Here is a 16946-nt window from a genome sequence, read left to right as displayed (position 1 = left end):
CATTGCGCTGACAGGTAGGGGATGGATGGAGAGAATGGAAGTCAGCAAACCCCACAATCCCGCTTTCCCTTGACTCTTCCCCGCCCCCCGCGTAAACGCCCACGCTTCACGCAAGCGTCTCTCCGCTTGCCTTACCCGCACACGGCGTCCTGCATTGATCAGGAGTGAACGCTTGGAGGCGGGCGAGGTCCCCCGCTCGACGAAGGCTCGTCCAGTGGGGCGGTTGCGGCGTGCGCGTTTCACACACACCTTCTTGGGTGTGACCAGAAGCGGACCAGGGCAGGCGAACACATGTTCGACTCACTTTCAGAACGGCTTTCCGGCGTCTTTGACAGCCTGACCGGGCGCGGCGCGCTCTCGGAAAAGGATGTGGACGCCGCGCTGCGCGAGATCCGCGTGGCGCTTCTGGAGGCCGACGTCGCCCTGCCGGCGGTGAAGGACTTCACCACCAAGGTCCGCGACAAGGCGATTGGTGAAGAGGTCATCCGCTCGGTCAGCCCCGGCCAGCAGGTCATCAAGATCGTCCATGACGGTCTTGTGGAGCTGCTGGGCGGCGAAGGCGAACCCGAAGGGCTCAACCTTACCGGCGAACCGCCTGTGGCGATCCTGATGGCGGGTCTTCAGGGTTCGGGCAAGACCACCACCACCGCCAAGCTCGCCAAGCGCATTTCCGAGCGCGAGAAGAAGAAAGTCCTCGTCGCCTCGCTCGACACCCGCCGTCCGGCGGCGATGGAGCAATTGGCGCAGATGGCCGAGAAGGCCGGCGTCGCCTGCCTGCCGATCGTGGCGGGCCAGTCCGCCGTCGAGATCGCCAAGCGCGCCATGAGCGCGGGTCGCCTTCAGGGCTATGACGTGGTGATCCTGGATACCGCGGGCCGCACGTCCATCGATGAAGAGATGATGGGCGAAGCCGCCAGGATCGCCGAAGTGGCGCGGCCGCGCGAAACCCTTCTGGTGGCCGACAGCCTGACCGGTCAGGACGCGGTGGAGACCGCCAAACGCTTTGACGAGCGTCTGAAGCTGACCGGCCTTGTGCTGACCCGGATGGATGGCGATGGCCGCGGCGGCGCCGCGCTGTCCATGCGCTGGGTCACGGGCCTGCCGATCAAGTTCCTGGGCGTCTCTGAAAAGGTTGATGGCCTTGACGCCTTTGACGCCAAGCGCCTTGCAGGCCGCATTCTGGGGCGCGGCGATATCGTCTCGCTGGTGGAAAAAGCCGCCGCCGAGGTCGATCACGAGAAAGCCGAACGCCTCGCCAAGAAAATGGCCAAGGGCAAGTTCGATCTCGACGACATGGCCGACCAGCTGCGCCAGCTTCAGAAAATGGGCGGCGTTGCGGGGCTGATGGGCTTCCTGCCGGGCATGAACAAGGCGGCGAAGGCCCAGATGGCCAATGCCGGCTTTGACGACAAGATGCTCAAGCGTCAGGAAGCGATCATCCTGTCGATGACCCGCGAAGAGCGCGCCAAACCGGATCTACTCAAGGCCAGCCGCAAGCGCCGTATCGCGCTCGGCTCGGGCGTTGAAGTGCCGGAAGTGAACAAGCTTTTGAAAATGCACCGCCAGATGGCGGACATGATGAAGAAGATGGGCAAGAAGGGCAAAAAAGGGGGTTTCCCCGGCATGCCCGGAATGGCTGGTATGGGCGGCGGAATGCCGGGCATGGGAGGCGGCATGCCTCCGGGTCTCGGCGACGCGGCGTCCGATCTTCTCAAAGGACACGCGCCCAAGGGCGCAGACCTGCCGGGGCTGGGCGGCCCAGGCAAACAGGGACTGCCAGGCATTGGCGGACCCCTGGGGCCGGATGGCCTACCGCTCGGCCTCTCGAAGAAAAAATGACCTTAAAGGACCACAACCATGTCTGTTAAAATTCGTCTCGCCCGCGGCGGCGCCAAGAAGCGTCCGTACTACCGCATCGTCGTCACCGATTCCCGCATGCCGCGCGATGGCCGCTTCATCGAGAAAATCGGTCACTACAACCCGATGCTGCCCAAAGACCACGAGAACCGCATCGCCGTGGACACCGAGAAAGCCGCCGAGTGGATCAAGAAAGGCGCCCAGCCGTCTGACCGCGTCGCGCGCTTCCTGAAAGACGCTGGCGTCTACGAATGGACCCACGGCAACAACCCGAAAAAGGGCGAGCCGGGCGAGAAAGCCAAAGAGCGCGCTGCTGAACGCGCCGAAAAAGAAGAAGCCAAGAAGGCTGCTGAAGCGGAAGCCGCTGCGGCTCCGGCTGAAGAAGAAGCCCCGGCCGAAGAGGCTGCTGCTGAAGAAGCGTCTGAATAAGACCTTCTGTCTCAGCTGTTTGATCAACCCCGCCGTGGAAATGCGGCGGGGTTTTTCACATCTCGGGTCAGGGATTCAGCCCCCGATCTGACTCTTCCCGCTTTCCCGGTGAACGCATTTGTTCTATTTTTGTTCTGTAGCGGACAGCCGCCTGCGGAACAAAGATCATGCGCAAGCCAGAGACCATCGAGCAGCTCTATCTCGACTTTGACAGCTTCTTTGCAAGCGTCGAGCAATACGCCGATCCACGCCTGCGGGGCCGCCCGGTCGGGGTGATCCCCATGCAGGGCGCGCGCAATACCTGCATCATCGCCGCCTCGAAAGAAGCCAAGGCGAAGGGCGCAAGCTCGGTGATGACCGTGCGCGAGGCCCGCGAGGCGGTGCCCGACATGATCCTGGTGGATCAGAAGCCCGATCTTTATCGCCGCATGCACGCCCTGATGATCGCCGAGATTAGGGCCGTGCTGCCCATTGGCGCGGTCAAATCCATTGACGAGCTGACCTGTCCCCTCGACGGCCGCGCCATCGCCGATCCTGAAGGCGTCTCCAAAGCCATCAAGGCGCGCATCGCCGCCCAGACGGACGGCGTTGTCACTTGCTCGATCGGCATGGCGCCCAATCGCTTCCTCGCCAAGATGGCCTGCAAGCTGGGAAAGCCCGACGGGCTGACCATCTGGCGGCCCGAGGATCTGCCCGGCCCCTTGCTCAAACGTCCCCTTGATGAAGCGCCGGGCATTGGCTCCTCCATGCGCAAGCGCCTGCTGAAGGCCGGTGTGGCGGACATGAAGGCGCTGTGGGCCATGCAGCCCAAGCAAATGCGCGCCCTGTGGCGCAATGTGGGAGGCGAGCGCTTCTGGTACGCCCTGCACGGCTATGCGGTCCATGCCGAACCCGCCAAGCGGCGCATGTACGGCCATGGCCGCGTCCTGCCGCCCAGCCATCGCAGCTGGCCCAGCGCCTATGACTGCGCCCGGCTTCTGACCGTAAAAGCCGCCCGCCGCATGCGCCGTGATGGCCGCACCGCCGGGCGGATGGGTCTGTGGCTGCGTCATATCGAGGGCGGGTGGAGCGGGGAATTGCCCCTGCACAGCGCCCGCACCGATCGCGATTGCCTGAAAGCGCTGGATACGCTGTGGGCCGCCGCCCAGCGGGCGGACCCGCGCGCGCGGCCCATGCGGGCGGGCATGTATCTGTGCGATCTGGATGATCCAGGCGTCACCCAGACCGACTGGCTGATTGACGACAAGCCTGAGGATCGCGCCCGCCGCAATGCGCTTCAGGACGCCATCGACTCCATCAACAGCCGCTACGCCAAATCGCTGGTGACCCAAGGGGTCTGGACCCCGCCGCCCGGCGGCTATGCCGGCGGCAAGATCGCCTTCACACGCATTCCTTATGCCGAGGACTTCTGGTGATGACCTGGAAAACCGAACTGCGCCTTGACGATCTCGACCCGCATGCCCGGCTCGAAGCCTTCTGCACCGCTTGCAGCGCGGCGCGCTATTACACCGTGCAGGAATTGCTGGCCCGCCGCGCGCTGGCCCACGCCCATCTTGATGAGGTGGAGACCGCGCTCAAATGCGCCCAGCCCGGCTGCCGCGCCCCCGTCACGCTTTACGAAGTGAGCGCGGGCGAGACCGAAGCCTTCCAGGGCGGCATGCCCTAGGGAGTGATCCGCTTGACCGTGTTACAGCCATTCATCGACATACGCTCCAGATTGACGGCCTCAAGATCGCCGCGAGAGCTGACCATGCGCTCTTCAAAATGGTCAAAATGGCAGGTGAAGCTGGACTGCAGGGCCTGAACAGGAACCGCATTGCAGGTCCCCGGCGTGTCGGGAAAGCCCGTCAGCATCCGCGACAGGGCGGTGAAGGCGGCGGTCTCCAACGAGTTTCGCAGCCCGCTCACCTCCCCGATGGATCGGGTATCAAGGCGTTCATCGAGCGCACGCTGGGCGTCGTCATTGCCAAGGAAGGCCAGGATCGTGTCGGTATTGTTCTGCGCCTGAAGCCGCTCATAGGCTTCCGTCTCGGCATCCGTGCGCTCCAGACGCGCCCGGTTCTCCAGACCCCGCCCGAAGGCGAACTTGGTGTGAAACGGCGTCTGGATTTCATGAGCGAGGTTGATGCAGGCATCCTCCTCATCGCTGGTCATGGCGAACAGACCTTCGGGCACGGACGCTTCGGAGAAATAGCCCAGGGCGCCCACCATCGCGTAATCACAGCCGGGATGATCGCGCCCGTGGGTTTCATAGCAGATGTCATGGGCGCGGCAGATGGCGTCAATGCCGTCCACCGGAACCAGCGTATTGAGGACCTCAAGCTGAAGCGCCGGGTCTTCACTGACCCGCACCGGCACCCCGGGACCGCAGAAATTGCCGTAATGATAGGCGCGGCCTTCCTCGGGAAACGCATACTGACTGGTCAGGGACGCGGTTTCACAGCCGCTCAAGACCACAACACCTGCAAACGCCAAGGCGACAGCCCGTTTCATTATCCACACCCCCCCTCGTCATGGATGATCTGAACGTCCTTTTGAGGAGGCGAGCCAACGCATAAGGGCGCTCAAAGCCTTTACATCAAATTTTTCAAATCTCCATTAAGACAGAGCCCGCGCGCAGCACCCATCTTGAGCCTTGGGCCATCTTTGGGCACAGAGGGCGCAGAAAAGGATCTCGCCATGCCCGCACCCAAAGAAGAGCTCGTCGTCATCGCTGCTGTCGCGGGCGCCCACGGGGTGCGCGGAGACGCCAAGCTCAAACCCTTCGGCGACGCTTCACAGGTGTGCAGCTATGGCCCGTTCCTGGATAAAACCGGCGCGGTAATCCTGACCCCGACCCAGGCCAGGCCCGGCCCCAATGGCACGGTGATCGTGCGGCTGGAGGAAAACCTCACCCGCGAACAGGTGCAGGCGATGAAGGGCACGCTCTTGCATGTGCCCCACAGAGCTCTGCCAGAGCTTGATGAGGACGAGTTCTATTATTCCGACCTCATTGGCCTGAATGTGGAGAACCTTGAGGGCGAGACACTGGGCAAGATCAAGTCGGTGCAGGATTACGGCGCGGGCGATCTTCTGGAAATCTCAGGCCCGGACGGGGTCTGGTTCCTGCCCTTCACCAAGGACGCCGCCCCCCATGTGGACCTGAAGGCCGGCAAGCTCGTCGCCAATCCACCCGAAGTCATCGAGGGCGATGAAAAGGAAGGCGAATAGCCTCTGAAACCCCGGCCAAGCGCAGCGCCGAGCCGGGGCCTCCATCAGGATTGGGCGCGTTACGTGGAGGGAGGTCCCGGGTCTTCGCTCCGCTCGCCCGGGAATTCACGCTCCGTCTCCTAAGGTCATCGGACGGCTTGTCCTGCCGATCAATGCCGGTTGATTTAATCACAGGTCACGGCATGGGTTCGCCGGATAAACCGGCGAATGACAGTTTCACAGTCCAGAGACATGACAGTGTCATCCCGGACGCGCAGCGATCCGGGATCTACCGGAACCGCTCTGTTCTGATCACAGAAACGAAACGGGTCGATCCCGGCTCAAGGCCGGGATGACAATGAATGTCTTGGCAAAGCCCGCACGGGCCTATGGGGAGAAGGAGAAGGAGAAACACCAACAGCCCCGCGCACCAACGCAGGGGTGAAGCACAGACGGGTCGCGCGGGAGCGGGGCGTCTTGTGTTGAAGGTAAGCAGTTGGAAGCCTGACCCGGCTCCCGCGCTTGAGATGATTTGTCGGGGTCACCGTCCGGAGACTTCTGCGCTGTCGCGCCGCCGGTGCAGTCGTCGCCTCATCAGACGCCGCTGCCCTGGACCGCCCGGTGAGGGCCCGCCTTTTCGCACAAAGGCCGCGTTACAGCCTCTGTCCTCGGGACATCCCGCTCCTCCCAGCCTGAACGCGCCGGCCGCCCGCCCTGGAAGGAACGAGGCCGAGTATGGCGCAGCTTTCAGAGGGGGTGGATAAGTTTGCGACTGTCCATAGCCGCGGCGACTCCCTTCTGTCCTTGCGTCGCAGGCTTTGGCGCCCCATAAGCGCGCGCCATGACGTTTAACGCCTCGGTGCTCACCCTCTATCCGGACGCTTTTCCGGGTCCGCTTGGGGTCTCCTTGCTGGAGACTGCAAGAAAGAACGGACTCTGGGCGCTTGAAACGGTGGACATCCGGTCGTTTTCCCGTCATAAGCACGCCTCCGTTGACGACACGCCGGCTGGCGGCGGCCCAGGAATGGTGCTGCGCCCCGATGTTGCGGCAGCGGCGATCGACAGTCTGCCAAGGGATGGACGGCCGTTGATCTATCTGACGCCTCGCGGCAAGCCGCTCTCCCAGACCATGGTCCGGGAGTGGGCGGCGGGTCCGGGCGTTATTGTCTTTTGCGGCCGCTTCGAAGGTCTCGACCAACGGGTCATCGAAGCGCGCGGCATGGACGAGGTGAGTGTCGGCGACGCCGTGCTCGCCGGGGGGGAAGCCCCCGCCATGGTCCTCATCGAGGCCTGTGTGCGGCTGATCCCCGGCGTTCTCGGCAAGCTCGAGAGCACCGAAGACGAGAGTTTTGAGGGTGATCTGCTCGAATACCCCCACTACACGCGACCGCGTGAATGGGACGGGCACGAAATCCCGGACGTTTTGCTGTCAGGCGATCATGGCCGGATCGCCCGGTGGCGTAAGGAACAGGCCGAACAAATAACGCGACTGCGCCGACCCGATCTCTGGACGAGATATCAGCGGCGTCAAGGAGAAGAGCCATGAACCTGATCCAACAGCTCGAGCAGGAAGAAGCCGTCCGCGTGCTCGGCGACAAGAAAATTCCGGAATTCTCCCCGGGTGACACGCTGACCGTGAACGTGTGGATCCGCGAAGGCGACCGCCAGCGCGTCCAGCGTTTCGAAGGCGTCTGCATCGCCCGCTCCGGCGGCGGCCTGAACGAGAACTTCACCGTGCGCAAGATCAGCTTCGGCGAAGGCGTCGAGCGCGTCTGGCCGGTCTACAGCCCGCTGATCGAGTCCATCGAGGTCAAGCGCAAAGGTAAAGTGCGCCGCGCCAAGCTGTACTATCTGCGTGATCGCCGCGGTAAGTCCGCGCGTATCGCCGAGCGCACCACCGGTCGCGGCATCGAGCCGCGCGGCAAGAAGAAAGAAGGCTAAGCCCTTCTTCCCTTCTACGGGTGACAAGATAACGCCCGCCGGAGCTTTCCGGCGGGCGCTTTTTGTTGTTTGGATTTGACTTTATGCCCTTCCGTCCCTGACGGGCTGATTGTTTCTCAAGCCCTGCGGGCTTTTAATCCTCGCTTCGCTGCGGGCGGCCTTTGGCCTTGCGGCCCTGACGGGCCGGGGCGCGGAGCCCCGACCCGGTTCAGGTCGGCTTACTCCGCGGCCATCTGGTCGCGCGCGGCGACGGCGGTGCCGGGGAAGTCGGCGAAGACGCCATCCACACCCTCGGCATAAAGCGCGCGCAGCTCGTCCTGCACGCTCTCGCCCACCACCGGCTCGCGATCATCGCGCACGGTCCAGACATGCACGCCCAGCCCCAGCGCATGGGCCTGAGCGACAAAGCCGGTGCTCTCGCCCTCGGGGGTGAAGATCAGCGTCTTGTAGGCGCCGATCCCGTCGGCGAACTGCGCAATCTCTTCAAGCGAACGGCCACCCGCATTCGCGCCCTCGGCCTCGGGGCCCGCATAGAGCATGGCCAGCGGCACGTCGGACACTGCGTTCAGACGCTCAAGGAAGTCCGCATCAAAGGACTGGATCATCACCGGCGCATCGGCGCGGTTGAGATCATGCGCCTCAAGCGACGCGATCAGGGCGGGCAGCGGATCGAGACCCATCGCCGTCAGCTCGGCGGGGTATTTCACTTCCGGCTCGATCGCGATCACGCATTCGCACCGGTCTTCCTCGGCCGCGACGAAATCGAGGAACTGGTCAAAGGTCAGCACCGGAAACTGGCCGTTATAGGACTGGTCGCGATCATCCATGGACTGGCGAGCTGTCAGGGTGGTCAGCTCGGCGGCAGTGAAGGTCGGAATCCACCAGTCTTCCTGACCCATCATCTCCACCCGGCGATCGGCGAATTCAGGCCGGTTCGCGATATCGGTGGAATGGGACAGGAAGGGATCGTGACGCACGATCAGCACGCCGTCTGACGACATGACCAGATCGGGCTCGATGACATCCGCGCCCAGATCAAGCGCCAGCTGATAGGCGGCCTGGCTGTGTTCAGGGCGCAGGCCCGATGCGCCACGATGGGCGATCACTTGCGTGGGCTGGCCATCCAGCGTGCGCCAGTGCGGGGCGGAAACCTCCGCCTCGACGCGCTCGGACGGCGTCTCCGCCGGAGAGCAGGCGACCGCCAGAAACGGCGCAAACAGCAGAACGGTCAAACGGTTCATGGTCATCCCCCATACCGAACGTCATGTCAGGGGAGGGACTGTACCCATGCTCGCAGGAAAGCTGAGTGATGTTTTCGTGACGGCCGGACTCGCCTAGCCGCGCACGCCCCGTCCCGTCGGATCGATCGGGTCATCGGCCGGGCCCGGCCCGCCCGGATCAGACGGCGCGCAATACGGCCAGCTGCCCGAATTGGGGCCCTGCCCCGTGCAGGTGGAATTGCCATCGGGAAACATGGCGCAGCCTGAGACGGCCAGCAGCACGGCCAGCGGCGCGGCGACGCGGATGATACGGCGAATGGTCATGGCGGCTCCCCTCTGTATGCGGGCCACCTTCCCCTGCTTGCGTGCAGAGCGCAAGCACGCAGGCCCGCCTTTATAGTTCACGCGGCCTTAACGACGCAGGCTGCATCAAGGACAGGTCACAAACGGCGGACCCCCTGATGACCCGAGCCTCGCGCACATCCCGACGCAAATCCGGTTCCATGCCGGTCTGGCTGCGCGCGCTTGTCGTCACCATCATCCTTGGCGGACTTCTGGGTGTGGGCGGCGTGGTGTATCTGGCGCGCACCCTGCCCGATCTCAGCACGATCGAACCGGCGCCGCATACCGGCGAAGTGGTGTTGCTGGACCGCGAAGGCCGCACCATCGCCCGACGCGGCCAGTCCACCAGCGCGGTCATCACCGCCGACGCCCTGCCGCAAAATCTGGCCGATGCCGTGATCGCGGTGGAGGATCGCCGTTTTTACAGCCATTTCGGCATCGATCTGATCGGCACAGCCCGCGCGATGGTGTCCAATATCCGCGCCGGTCATGTGGTGCAGGGCGGCTCGACCATCACCCAGCAGCTCGCCAAGAACCTGTTTTTGAGCCCCGAGCGCACCTACAAGCGCAAGGCGCAGGAAGTGCTGCTGGCGCTGTGGCTGGAGAACCGCTTCACCAAGGACGAGATCCTCGCCCTGTATCTCAACCGGGTCTATTTCGGCGCCGGCGCCTGGGGTGCGGAAGCGGCCTCAAGGCGATACTTCTCCCGACCGGCGGACGAGCTGAGCATTGGCGAGGCGGCGCTGCTGGCGGGGCTTCTGAAGGCGCCCTCCCGCTATGCGCCCACCAATGACGCCCGCCGCGCCTCGGTCCGCGCCACGGTGGTGCTTGATCTAATGTACGCCACGGGCCGGATCAGCCAGGACGAACGCATCGAGGCCGCCTCCACCCCCATCCGGGTGTCCCGCGGCAGCTCCAGCCCCGGCGCGGGCTGGTTTGCAGACTGGGTGATGACCCAGGTGCGCGAGATGGCGCCGGGCCATCAGGGCGATCTGATTGTGCGGACGACGCTGGATGTGGACGCCCAGCGCGCTGCGGAATCCGCGCTCAATCTGGGCCTTGAAACCCCGGACTGGGCGCGCGGGGCGACCGAAGGCGCCTTGATTGCGCTCGACAGCCAGGGCGGGGTGCGCGCCATGGTGGGCGGGCATGACTACGCCCAGGCGCCGTTCAATCGCGCCGTGAATGCCCGTCGCCAGCCCGGCTCGGCCTTCAAGCCCTTCGTCTACGCCGCCGCCTTTGAGGGCGGGCTGGGTCCGCAGGATGTCTTCATGGACGCGCCGATCTCATACGGCGATTGGGCGCCGCAGAATTATGGCGACCGCTATGAGGGCGAGATGACGCTGGAACGCGCTTTCGCCCGCTCCTCCAATGTCATCGCAGTCCAGGTGGCCGAAGCCACCGGCCGGGGCTGGGTGATGCGCACGGCCCAGCGCATGGGCGTCAACAGTCCGCTTCAGAACACCCACGCCTTGTCGCTGGGCGCTTATGAAGTCACCCCGCTTGAACTGGGTCAGGCCTATCTCCCCTTCATGAATGGCGGTCGACGGGCCGACGCCTACGCCATTCTCTCGGTGCGCACCGCCGGGGGCGAGATGCTGTATGAGCATGAACCCATGCTCGGCGAGCGCGTCTTGGCCGACCGCATCCTGCGCCAGATGGACCAGCTGTTTGACGCCGCCGTCAGCTATGGAACTGCGCGCGGAGCACAGGTGGACGGGCGTCTGGTGCGCGGCAAGACCGGCACCACCAATGACAATCGCGACGCCTGGTTCGCCGGCTGGATGGACGGGCTCGCCGCGGTCGTCTGGATGGGCAATGACGATTACACCTCGACCGACAGCGCCGTGGGCGGCGCGGGTCCGGCGCGGGTGTTCTCCACCTTCATGAGCACCGCGCCCGTCCCCCCGCGCGGCCTGGACGCGCTCCTGGCGGACAGCCCGCGCGAGGATGACCCGATCGCGAACCTGCTCAGCCCGCCTGTTGCCGGCGCCGACGCGCAAGCTGGCGTCCCGGAACCCGATGAACCTGCGCCAGCTGAAGAGCCGGCAGACCCCATCGCGGACCTTCTGGGGCGGATCGGCGGGGCGCAATAACGCCCTGGTCCTGACATCCTAGCGCCGACGTGTCTGGGTTTGCTGTCCGCCTTGGGATAGGCTCTGACCGCTCCCGCTCGATACAAGGATCAATCATGGCTGTTCTGACCCGCCGCGCTTCGCTGGCTTTTGCGCTCGTTCTGTCGCTGGGGCTGGCGGCTTGCGGCCCCGACGCCCCGGACACGGCCGGATCCGAGCACCGCCACAACCGGCCCGTCACCGAAGCGCAGGCGCAACCGGCCCTGGCCGCTTTCGGTCTGGATGAGCAGGGCCGCGCCAGCTGGAGCGAGCGCCGGTTTGAACGCGGCGGCTATGTCTTCAGCGATTTCGAGATGATGCTCGAGAGCGGCCGCATGCGAGCGAGCGAGCTGGTGCTGACCGGCCCGCAAATGCTTGACGATGCGCCTTTCTTCACCGGGCTGATGCTGGAAACCCTCGCCATTGAGGCGCCCGACGGCGCCCTGCACGCCGCCACGTTGAGCCTGTCAGAGCCCAGCCCGGAACTGGCGCGCGCCATTGCCGGCGTGCTGCGCGGGGATGCCGATCTTGATGAGCTGAGCGCGCTTGAAGACGGCTATGGCTTCGCCGCTCTGGAGCTGGTGGCGCCGGTCATGCAGATCGAGGACGCGCCCGACCTCACCGTCACCCTGAGCGCGGACAATGTGCGGCTGACCGACTTCACCCAGGGTGACAGGCTGGGCGCGGTCGAGTTCGCCAACTACGCCATGGAAGGCGTGGACGAACAGGGCCAGCCCATGGCCATGAGCGTGGCGTATCTGGAAGCGGCAGGCCTCAGACTGGGTGATCTGGAGGGCGGTTCGCCCTTTGGCGCCGCCCTGATGGCGCCTGGACAAGCCCCCTATGAGCTGATCGATCTGCGCGGCCTCGAGCTGGAAGCGGGCGGCGTCTTCATCACCCTGCCCGAGCTGAACGCCCGGGTGGAAGCGCTTGAGACCGTAGTGATGAGCTCGTCCCTGACCCTGCCTGAACTGCGCATCGCCCCGGCGACCTCACACCCGCAAAGCCCACGCATCCGTCAGAGCTTTGACCTTCTGGGTTATGACGAAATCGTGCTCAGCGCTGCCGGCGAGACCCGCTATGACCCGGCCGCGGACCGGGCCTGGACCGAGGGCGAAACCTATCTGCGGCTTGAAGACGGGCTGACCCTGACCTTTGATCAGGAAATGACCGGGCTCGCCGCATCTGCAGCCCTTGCCGGTCAGGATGGAGGCGATCCGGCGCGCACCCTCGCCCCGCTGATGATCCATCATCTGCAGATCGAGCTGGCGGACCAGTCCCTTATGGGCCGCATCACAGAGCAGATGGCCAAACAGTCAGGCCTGAGTGAAACCCAGGCCCGGGACCAGCTGGGCGCCATGGCGCGCATGGGATTGGCGTTCGCGGGGACGCAAATGCCAGCAGGCATCCTGCAACAGGCCGCCGGAGCGATTGACGACTTCATTGCGTCAGGCGGGGTGCTGCGCATCGAGATGCGGCCTGACGCGCCGGTCTCTGCAGCGGCCCTGGCCGAATACCCCGCGCCCGATGCGGCGACGCTGGGCCTGACGGTCACTCATGAACCGGGTGAAGACGAAACCGGCGGCGAATAGGGCCTAGGCCCTTTTCGCCCGCCGGGCGTCGTGCTCGGCCATGAAGGCTTTCATCTTCGGCGCGATCTCCTCACGGAAACGCCGCCCGTTGAAGACGCCATAATGGCCGACGCCGGGCTGGATGTGGTCCAGCCGCAGATCGTCCGGCAGGTTCGAGCACAGCGTGTGCGCCGCCTGGGTCTGGCCAATGCCGGAAATGTCGTCGTTCTCGCCCTCAACCGTCAGCAGAGCCACATCGGTGATGGTTTCGGGACGCACCAGACGCCCGTCCACCGTCATCTCGCCGCGCGCCAGGGTGTGTTTCTGGAACACGTCCGAAATGGTCTGCAGGTAGAATTCCTCGGTCAGATCCATCACCGAGAGGTATTCGTCATAGAATTCCCGGTGCCGGTCGGCATTGTCGCCATCGCCGGACACCATGTGCTGGAAGAAGTTCCAGTGCGCATCCACATGGCGCTCGAAATTCATGTTGATGAAGCCGGTCAGCTGCAGGAAGCCCGGATAGACCCGGCGCATGGCGCCCGGATAGACCGCCGGAACCGTCTGGATCAGATTGTCCCGGAACCATTCATACGGGCGCTCTTCAGCCAGCTTGTTCGGCACGGTCGGCGATTTGCGGGTATCGATGGGAGACCCCATGAAGGTCATCGAGGTGGGGCGCGCCTTGTCCTTGTCCTCGGCCATCAGCGCAATGGCGGCCAAAGTCGGCGGGCCGGGCTGGCACACCGCGACCACATGCGGGTTCGTGCCCAGCGCAGTGATCATCTCGCGCACATAGAGCACATAATCATCAAGATCGAAGCGGCCTTCGGCGACCGACACCTTGCGCGCATCCACCCAGTCGGTGATGTAGACCTCGTGATCAGGCAGGAAGGCTTCGACCGTACCCCGCAGAAGGGTCGCGTGGTGGCCCGACATGGGGGCCACGATCAGCACCGGACGGTCCTTGATCTGCGACACCTTCACGCCGCGCGCTTTCGCCAAGGCCTGGCGGTCACGCTTGAAATGCAGCAGCGAGCAGAAGGGTTTGCTCCAGACCGTCTCGACATCAATGTCGACCGGCTGGTCGTTGACATGGGTGGGGCTGACCTCCCAGTCAGGCTTGCCGTAATAGCGCGTCAGGCTTTCAAACAGGTCCGCAGCGGCGGCCGTTGCGCGGCCCGCCAGAGTGTCGGACGCCGGATTGAGCGGAGAGCGCAGCGAGCGCCGGGTCATGTTCGCGGCGGCGCGCCAGGGCAGCATGGCGGCGCGGCTCATTTCCAGGAAAGAGTAAAGCATGGCCATTCTCCTCAGAGCCGCGATGCTCGCAGCCCTGTCAGCTCAGCACGATTATGCCGGGTTATTCTCTAGAAACTGTTGAAGGCGGGAGGCGATCTGGTCCGGCGTCGCCTGGTGCGGAAAGACTTCAACAAACTCACCGTCCCGGCCCATCAGATAGATGAGCGAGGAATGGTCCATGGTGTATTCCGCTAGCGTGCCGTCATCATCGACCCGGCGGTAATAGACGCGATAGGCGCGCGCCGCCTCGCGGATCTGGTCCTCGCTGCCGGTCAGCCCCAGAAGGCTTTCCGGGAAAGCCGGCGAGTTCACATAGGCCGCCAGGGCTTCGGGCGTGTCGCGCTCGGGATCGACAGTGATCAGAAGCGGCTGGAACTCCGCCCGCTGTTCAGGCGTCAGGCGGTCCATCGCCGCGGCCATCACCTGCAGGGAGGTCGGGCAGATGTCCGGGCAGTAGGTGAAGCCGAAATAGATCAGCATGGGACGACCCGCGAAGGTCTCGTCCGTCACGGTGCGGCCCGTATGATCCACGAGGGTGAAGGGGCCGCCGATATCAGCTTCGCCCGACATGCGCACAGGCGCAGCGCCCGAGCCGTTGGAGCCTTGCCCGGTTTGAGCGGACAGCCAGATCAGCGCGCCCCCCGCAATTCCGGCTATAACAGCGGCGATAACGGGGAAGAGCCAGATCGGTCTATTTTTCAAGTCCATGGATAGTCCTGAGGTTGAGAGCGCGCCGGCGCAGCGCAATCATCCTCTCTGAGGTACGACATTCTTGTGTCAGATGCGAGCCCTGTATATCGCGGTGCAGCATGACAGGCGTGTTCAAAAGCGCGTCAGAACGTCCAGTTGACCTGAGCGTCGCACAGCCTTCAGGTGTATGGTTGAGTTGTTCTGAAGGAAAAACAACGCCGTGCGCGACAACAGCATTGAACCTGGCTGGTCTGATCTGGATACGGACCCGGATCTGACGCCGATTTTCGGTCGTGTGCGGTTGCGCACGCTCATCCTGTTGCGCTGGCTGGCGGTCGCCGGTCAGACGCTGGCGGTGATCGTGGTCTTCTACGGGCTGGGCTTCGATTTGCCCCTGGGCGCCTGCCTGGCTGTCATCGCCGCCAGCGCCTGGGTCAACGCCTGGCTCACCCTCGCCATGCCCACCCAGCGGTTCGCCAAGGACTGGGAGGCCTTCCTTCAGCTCGCCTATGACGTCATCCAGTTGATGGTTTTGCTGGCCCTGACCGGGGGTTTGACCAACCCGTTCTCGGTCATGCTGGTCGGCCCCGTGGTCATCGCGGTCTCCGCGCTGCCGGGCCGCTGGTGGCTGAGCCTTGCGGCCATCGCCATCATCGGCTCGATCTCGCTGAGCATCTGGCATTTGCCCCTGCCCTGGGCGGACGGGGAAAGCGTCGTGCTGCCCTCCGCCTATCGCGCCGGCATCTGGGTGGCTCTGGCCATCGCCATCGGCTTTACCGCCATCTACGCCTGGCGCGTCGGCTTTGAAGCCCAGCGCATGGGCGCAGCCCTCGCCGCCACCCAAAGCGTTCTGGCGCGCGAACAACGTCTGTCCGCCCTGGGGGCGCTGGCCGCTGCAGCGGCGCATGAGCTGGGCACGCCTTTGGCGACGATCCAGCTGACCGCCAAGGAAATGCTGCGCGCGGCGCAGGACGATATCGCGCGCGAGGACGCGGACCTGATCATCTCCCAGGCCCAGCGCTGCCGGGACATTCTCCAGCGCCTGTCGCAATCCTCGCACAGCACCGCGGACAAGATGCATGAACGCATCGGCATCAAGGAGCTGATGGACGAGGCGGCGGCGCCGCTCAAAGGGCTCGACGCGCATATCAGCATCCGGCTGGCTCCGCCGCCGGACCTGCCGGATGCGCCCATCCTCAAGCGCCGGACCGAGCTGTTGTACGGGCTGGGCAATTTCATCGAGAACGCCGTCGATTTCGCCACATCCGAAGTCCAGATCACCGGCGCCTGGACCAGCGATACGCTGACCATCAGCGTGCAGGATGACGGCCCCGGCTTTCCGCCCGACATTCTGGCCAAGCTCGGCGAGCCCTATGTCACCACCCGTCGCGGTCAGCCCGGCTATGGCGGTCTGGGGCTGGGAGTGTTCATCGCCGTCACCCTGATCGAGCGGATCGGCGGACGGGTCGATCTGACAAACACGCCGCAGGGCGGCGCCAGGGTGGTGCTCAACCTGCCCCGGGCGCCGCTTGAGGCCGAACCCAAGAGCGATGTGGGGGCTTCGGACCTCTCGCGCTAAAATTTCTTAATTCCTGAGCTGTCTTGCTTTCCATCCGCCCTTTGCAGACAAGGGGCGAATGAGAGTAGACACTCTGTCTGTACAAACCGACCCGGTTAAAGGAGCCTGTCGGCCGTGACCGAACACACTGAGCTGGACCTTCCCGAAGACAAGACCCTGCTGCTGGTCGACGATGACGAGCCGTTTCGCAATCGTCTGTCACGCGCCATGGAAAGCCGCGGGTTTGACGTGATCAACGCGGTCGGCACCGTCGCCGAAGCCATGGTGATCGCTCGCAACACCCCGCCCGCCTTCGCCGTGGTGGATTTGCGGCTTGATGACGGGGACGGTCTGGACGTGGTGCGCACCCTGCATGAAAATCGCGATGACTGCCGCGTCATCATGCTGACCGGGTACGGCAATATCGCCACGGCGGTGGCCGCGGTGAAATCCGGCGCTGTGGACTATCTGTCCAAACCCGCCGACGCCGATGATGTGGTCAAGGCGCTGCTGGCCCAGCCTGACGCCAAACCCGCCCCGCCGGAAAACCCGATGAGCGCAGACCGCGTCCGCTGGGAGCATATCCAGCGCGTGTTCGAGCTGTGCAATCACAATGTGTCCGAGACGGCCCGCCGCCTGAACATGCACCGCCGCACCCTGCAGCGCATTCTCGCCAAGCGGGCGCCGCGCTAGGGCGGGACCTGCAAGAGTGATTGGCCCAAATTGACCTATATGG

Annotated in this window: 16 protein-coding genes; 11 read left to right on the top strand and 5 right to left on the bottom strand. The window is 64.5% G+C overall.

Features of this window, described 5'->3' with window-relative positions:
• Positions 1–291: 291 nt before the first annotated feature.
• The 4 genes from ffh (at position 292) to ACFELO_RS00170 (ending at position 3952) form a co-directional block, all read left to right on the top strand.
• The gene (ffh, locus tag ACFELO_RS00185) at positions 292–1839 is read left to right on the top strand and encodes a signal recognition particle protein (RefSeq protein WP_440958559.1); all 1548 of its coding nucleotides are present in this window, start codon (positions 292–294) and stop codon (positions 1837–1839) included.
• 18 nt (positions 1840–1857) lie between these two features.
• The gene (rpsP, locus tag ACFELO_RS00180) at positions 1858–2286 is read left to right on the top strand and encodes a 30S ribosomal protein S16 (protein WP_440958558.1); all 429 of its coding nucleotides are present in this window, start codon (positions 1858–1860) and stop codon (positions 2284–2286) included.
• Positions 2287–2453: 167 nt separating this feature from the next.
• Positions 2454–3701 (top strand): Y-family DNA polymerase, encoded by a 1248-nt coding sequence (locus ACFELO_RS00175; RefSeq protein ID WP_440958557.1) that lies wholly within the window; start codon positions 2454–2456, stop codon positions 3699–3701.
• Positions 3701–3952, top strand: a complete 252-nt coding sequence (locus ACFELO_RS00170) for a hypothetical protein (RefSeq protein WP_440958556.1) — start codon at positions 3701–3703, stop codon at positions 3950–3952. Before ACFELO_RS00175 ends, ACFELO_RS00170 begins: the two co-directional genes overlap by 1 nt.
• On the opposite strand, the gene ACFELO_RS00165 is transcribed toward ACFELO_RS00170, so the two are convergent.
• Positions 3949–4779, bottom strand: coding sequence for a hypothetical protein (locus ACFELO_RS00165; protein ID WP_440958555.1), 831 nt, complete (start codon positions 4777–4779; stop codon positions 3949–3951). The genes ACFELO_RS00170 and ACFELO_RS00165 overlap by 4 nt on opposite strands.
• A gap of 186 nt (positions 4780–4965) precedes the next feature.
• On the opposite strand from ACFELO_RS00165, the gene rimM reads away from it, so the two are divergent.
• The 3 genes from rimM (at position 4966) to rplS (ending at position 7416) form a co-directional block, all read left to right on the top strand.
• The gene (gene rimM / locus ACFELO_RS00160; RefSeq protein ID WP_440958554.1) at positions 4966–5496 is read left to right on the top strand and encodes a ribosome maturation factor RimM; all 531 of its coding nucleotides are present in this window, start codon (positions 4966–4968) and stop codon (positions 5494–5496) included.
• 820 nt (positions 5497–6316) lie between these two features.
• Complete coding sequence (gene trmD, locus ACFELO_RS00155) at positions 6317–7021, top strand: tRNA (guanosine(37)-N1)-methyltransferase TrmD (RefSeq protein WP_306015115.1); 705 nt, start codon at positions 6317–6319, stop codon at positions 7019–7021.
• Positions 7018–7416, top strand: a complete 399-nt coding sequence (gene rplS / locus ACFELO_RS00150; protein ID WP_440958553.1) for a 50S ribosomal protein L19 — start codon at positions 7018–7020, stop codon at positions 7414–7416. The genes trmD and rplS overlap by 4 nt, the downstream gene beginning before the upstream one ends.
• Positions 7417–7634: 218 nt before the next feature.
• Here rplS and ACFELO_RS00145 read toward each other — a convergent pair whose 3' ends face one another.
• Together ACFELO_RS00145 and ACFELO_RS00140 are read right to left on the bottom strand one after the other, a co-directional pair.
• On the bottom strand, positions 7635–8657 hold the full coding sequence (locus ACFELO_RS00145) for a glycerophosphodiester phosphodiesterase family protein (protein WP_440958552.1): 1023 nt from the start codon (positions 8655–8657) through the stop codon (positions 7635–7637).
• Positions 8658–8750: 93 nt separating this feature from the next.
• Positions 8751–8960 carry a hypothetical protein gene (locus ACFELO_RS00140; protein WP_440958551.1) on the bottom strand — a complete coding sequence of 70 codons (210 nt, stop codon included), beginning with the start codon at positions 8958–8960 and terminating at the stop codon, positions 8751–8753.
• 137 nt (positions 8961–9097) lie between these two features.
• Here ACFELO_RS00140 and ACFELO_RS00135 point away from each other — a divergent pair, with 137 nt between their 5' ends.
• Positions 9098–11074, top strand: coding sequence for a transglycosylase domain-containing protein (locus ACFELO_RS00135; RefSeq protein WP_440958550.1), 1977 nt, complete (start codon positions 9098–9100; stop codon positions 11072–11074).
• Between the two features lie 95 nt (positions 11075–11169).
• Positions 11170–12684 (top strand): hypothetical protein, encoded by a 1515-nt coding sequence (locus tag ACFELO_RS00130; protein ID WP_440958549.1) that lies wholly within the window; start codon positions 11170–11172, stop codon positions 12682–12684.
• A 3-nt stretch (positions 12685–12687) separates the two neighbouring features.
• On the opposite strand, the gene ACFELO_RS00125 is transcribed toward ACFELO_RS00130, so the two are convergent.
• Both ACFELO_RS00125 and ACFELO_RS00120 read right to left on the bottom strand, forming a co-directional pair.
• On the bottom strand, positions 12688–13962 hold the full coding sequence (locus tag ACFELO_RS00125; RefSeq protein ID WP_440958548.1) for a polyhydroxyalkanoate depolymerase: 1275 nt from the start codon (positions 13960–13962) through the stop codon (positions 12688–12690).
• A 51-nt stretch (positions 13963–14013) separates the two neighbouring features.
• Positions 14014–14670, bottom strand: a complete 657-nt coding sequence (locus tag ACFELO_RS00120; RefSeq protein WP_440958547.1) for an SCO family protein — start codon at positions 14668–14670, stop codon at positions 14014–14016.
• 202 nt (positions 14671–14872) lie between these two features.
• Here ACFELO_RS00120 and ACFELO_RS00115 point away from each other — a divergent pair, with 202 nt between their 5' ends.
• Positions 14873–16231: an ActS/PrrB/RegB family redox-sensitive histidine kinase gene (locus tag ACFELO_RS00115; RefSeq protein ID WP_440958546.1), complete on the top strand. Its 1359-nt coding sequence runs from the start codon at positions 14873–14875 to the stop codon at positions 16229–16231.
• A gap of 114 nt (positions 16232–16345) precedes the next feature.
• Positions 16346–16903, top strand: a complete 558-nt coding sequence (locus tag ACFELO_RS00110) for an ActR/PrrA/RegA family redox response regulator transcription factor (protein WP_440958545.1) — start codon at positions 16346–16348, stop codon at positions 16901–16903.
• Positions 16904–16946 lie beyond the last annotated feature (43 nt).

The sequence above is a fragment of the Oceanicaulis sp. LC35 genome, assembly GCF_052055585.1.
Lineage (GTDB): Bacteria > Pseudomonadota > Alphaproteobacteria > Caulobacterales > Maricaulaceae > Oceanicaulis.
Note: the sequence above shows the minus strand (reverse complement) of the source record. Positions and strands in the feature narration are given on the sequence as shown.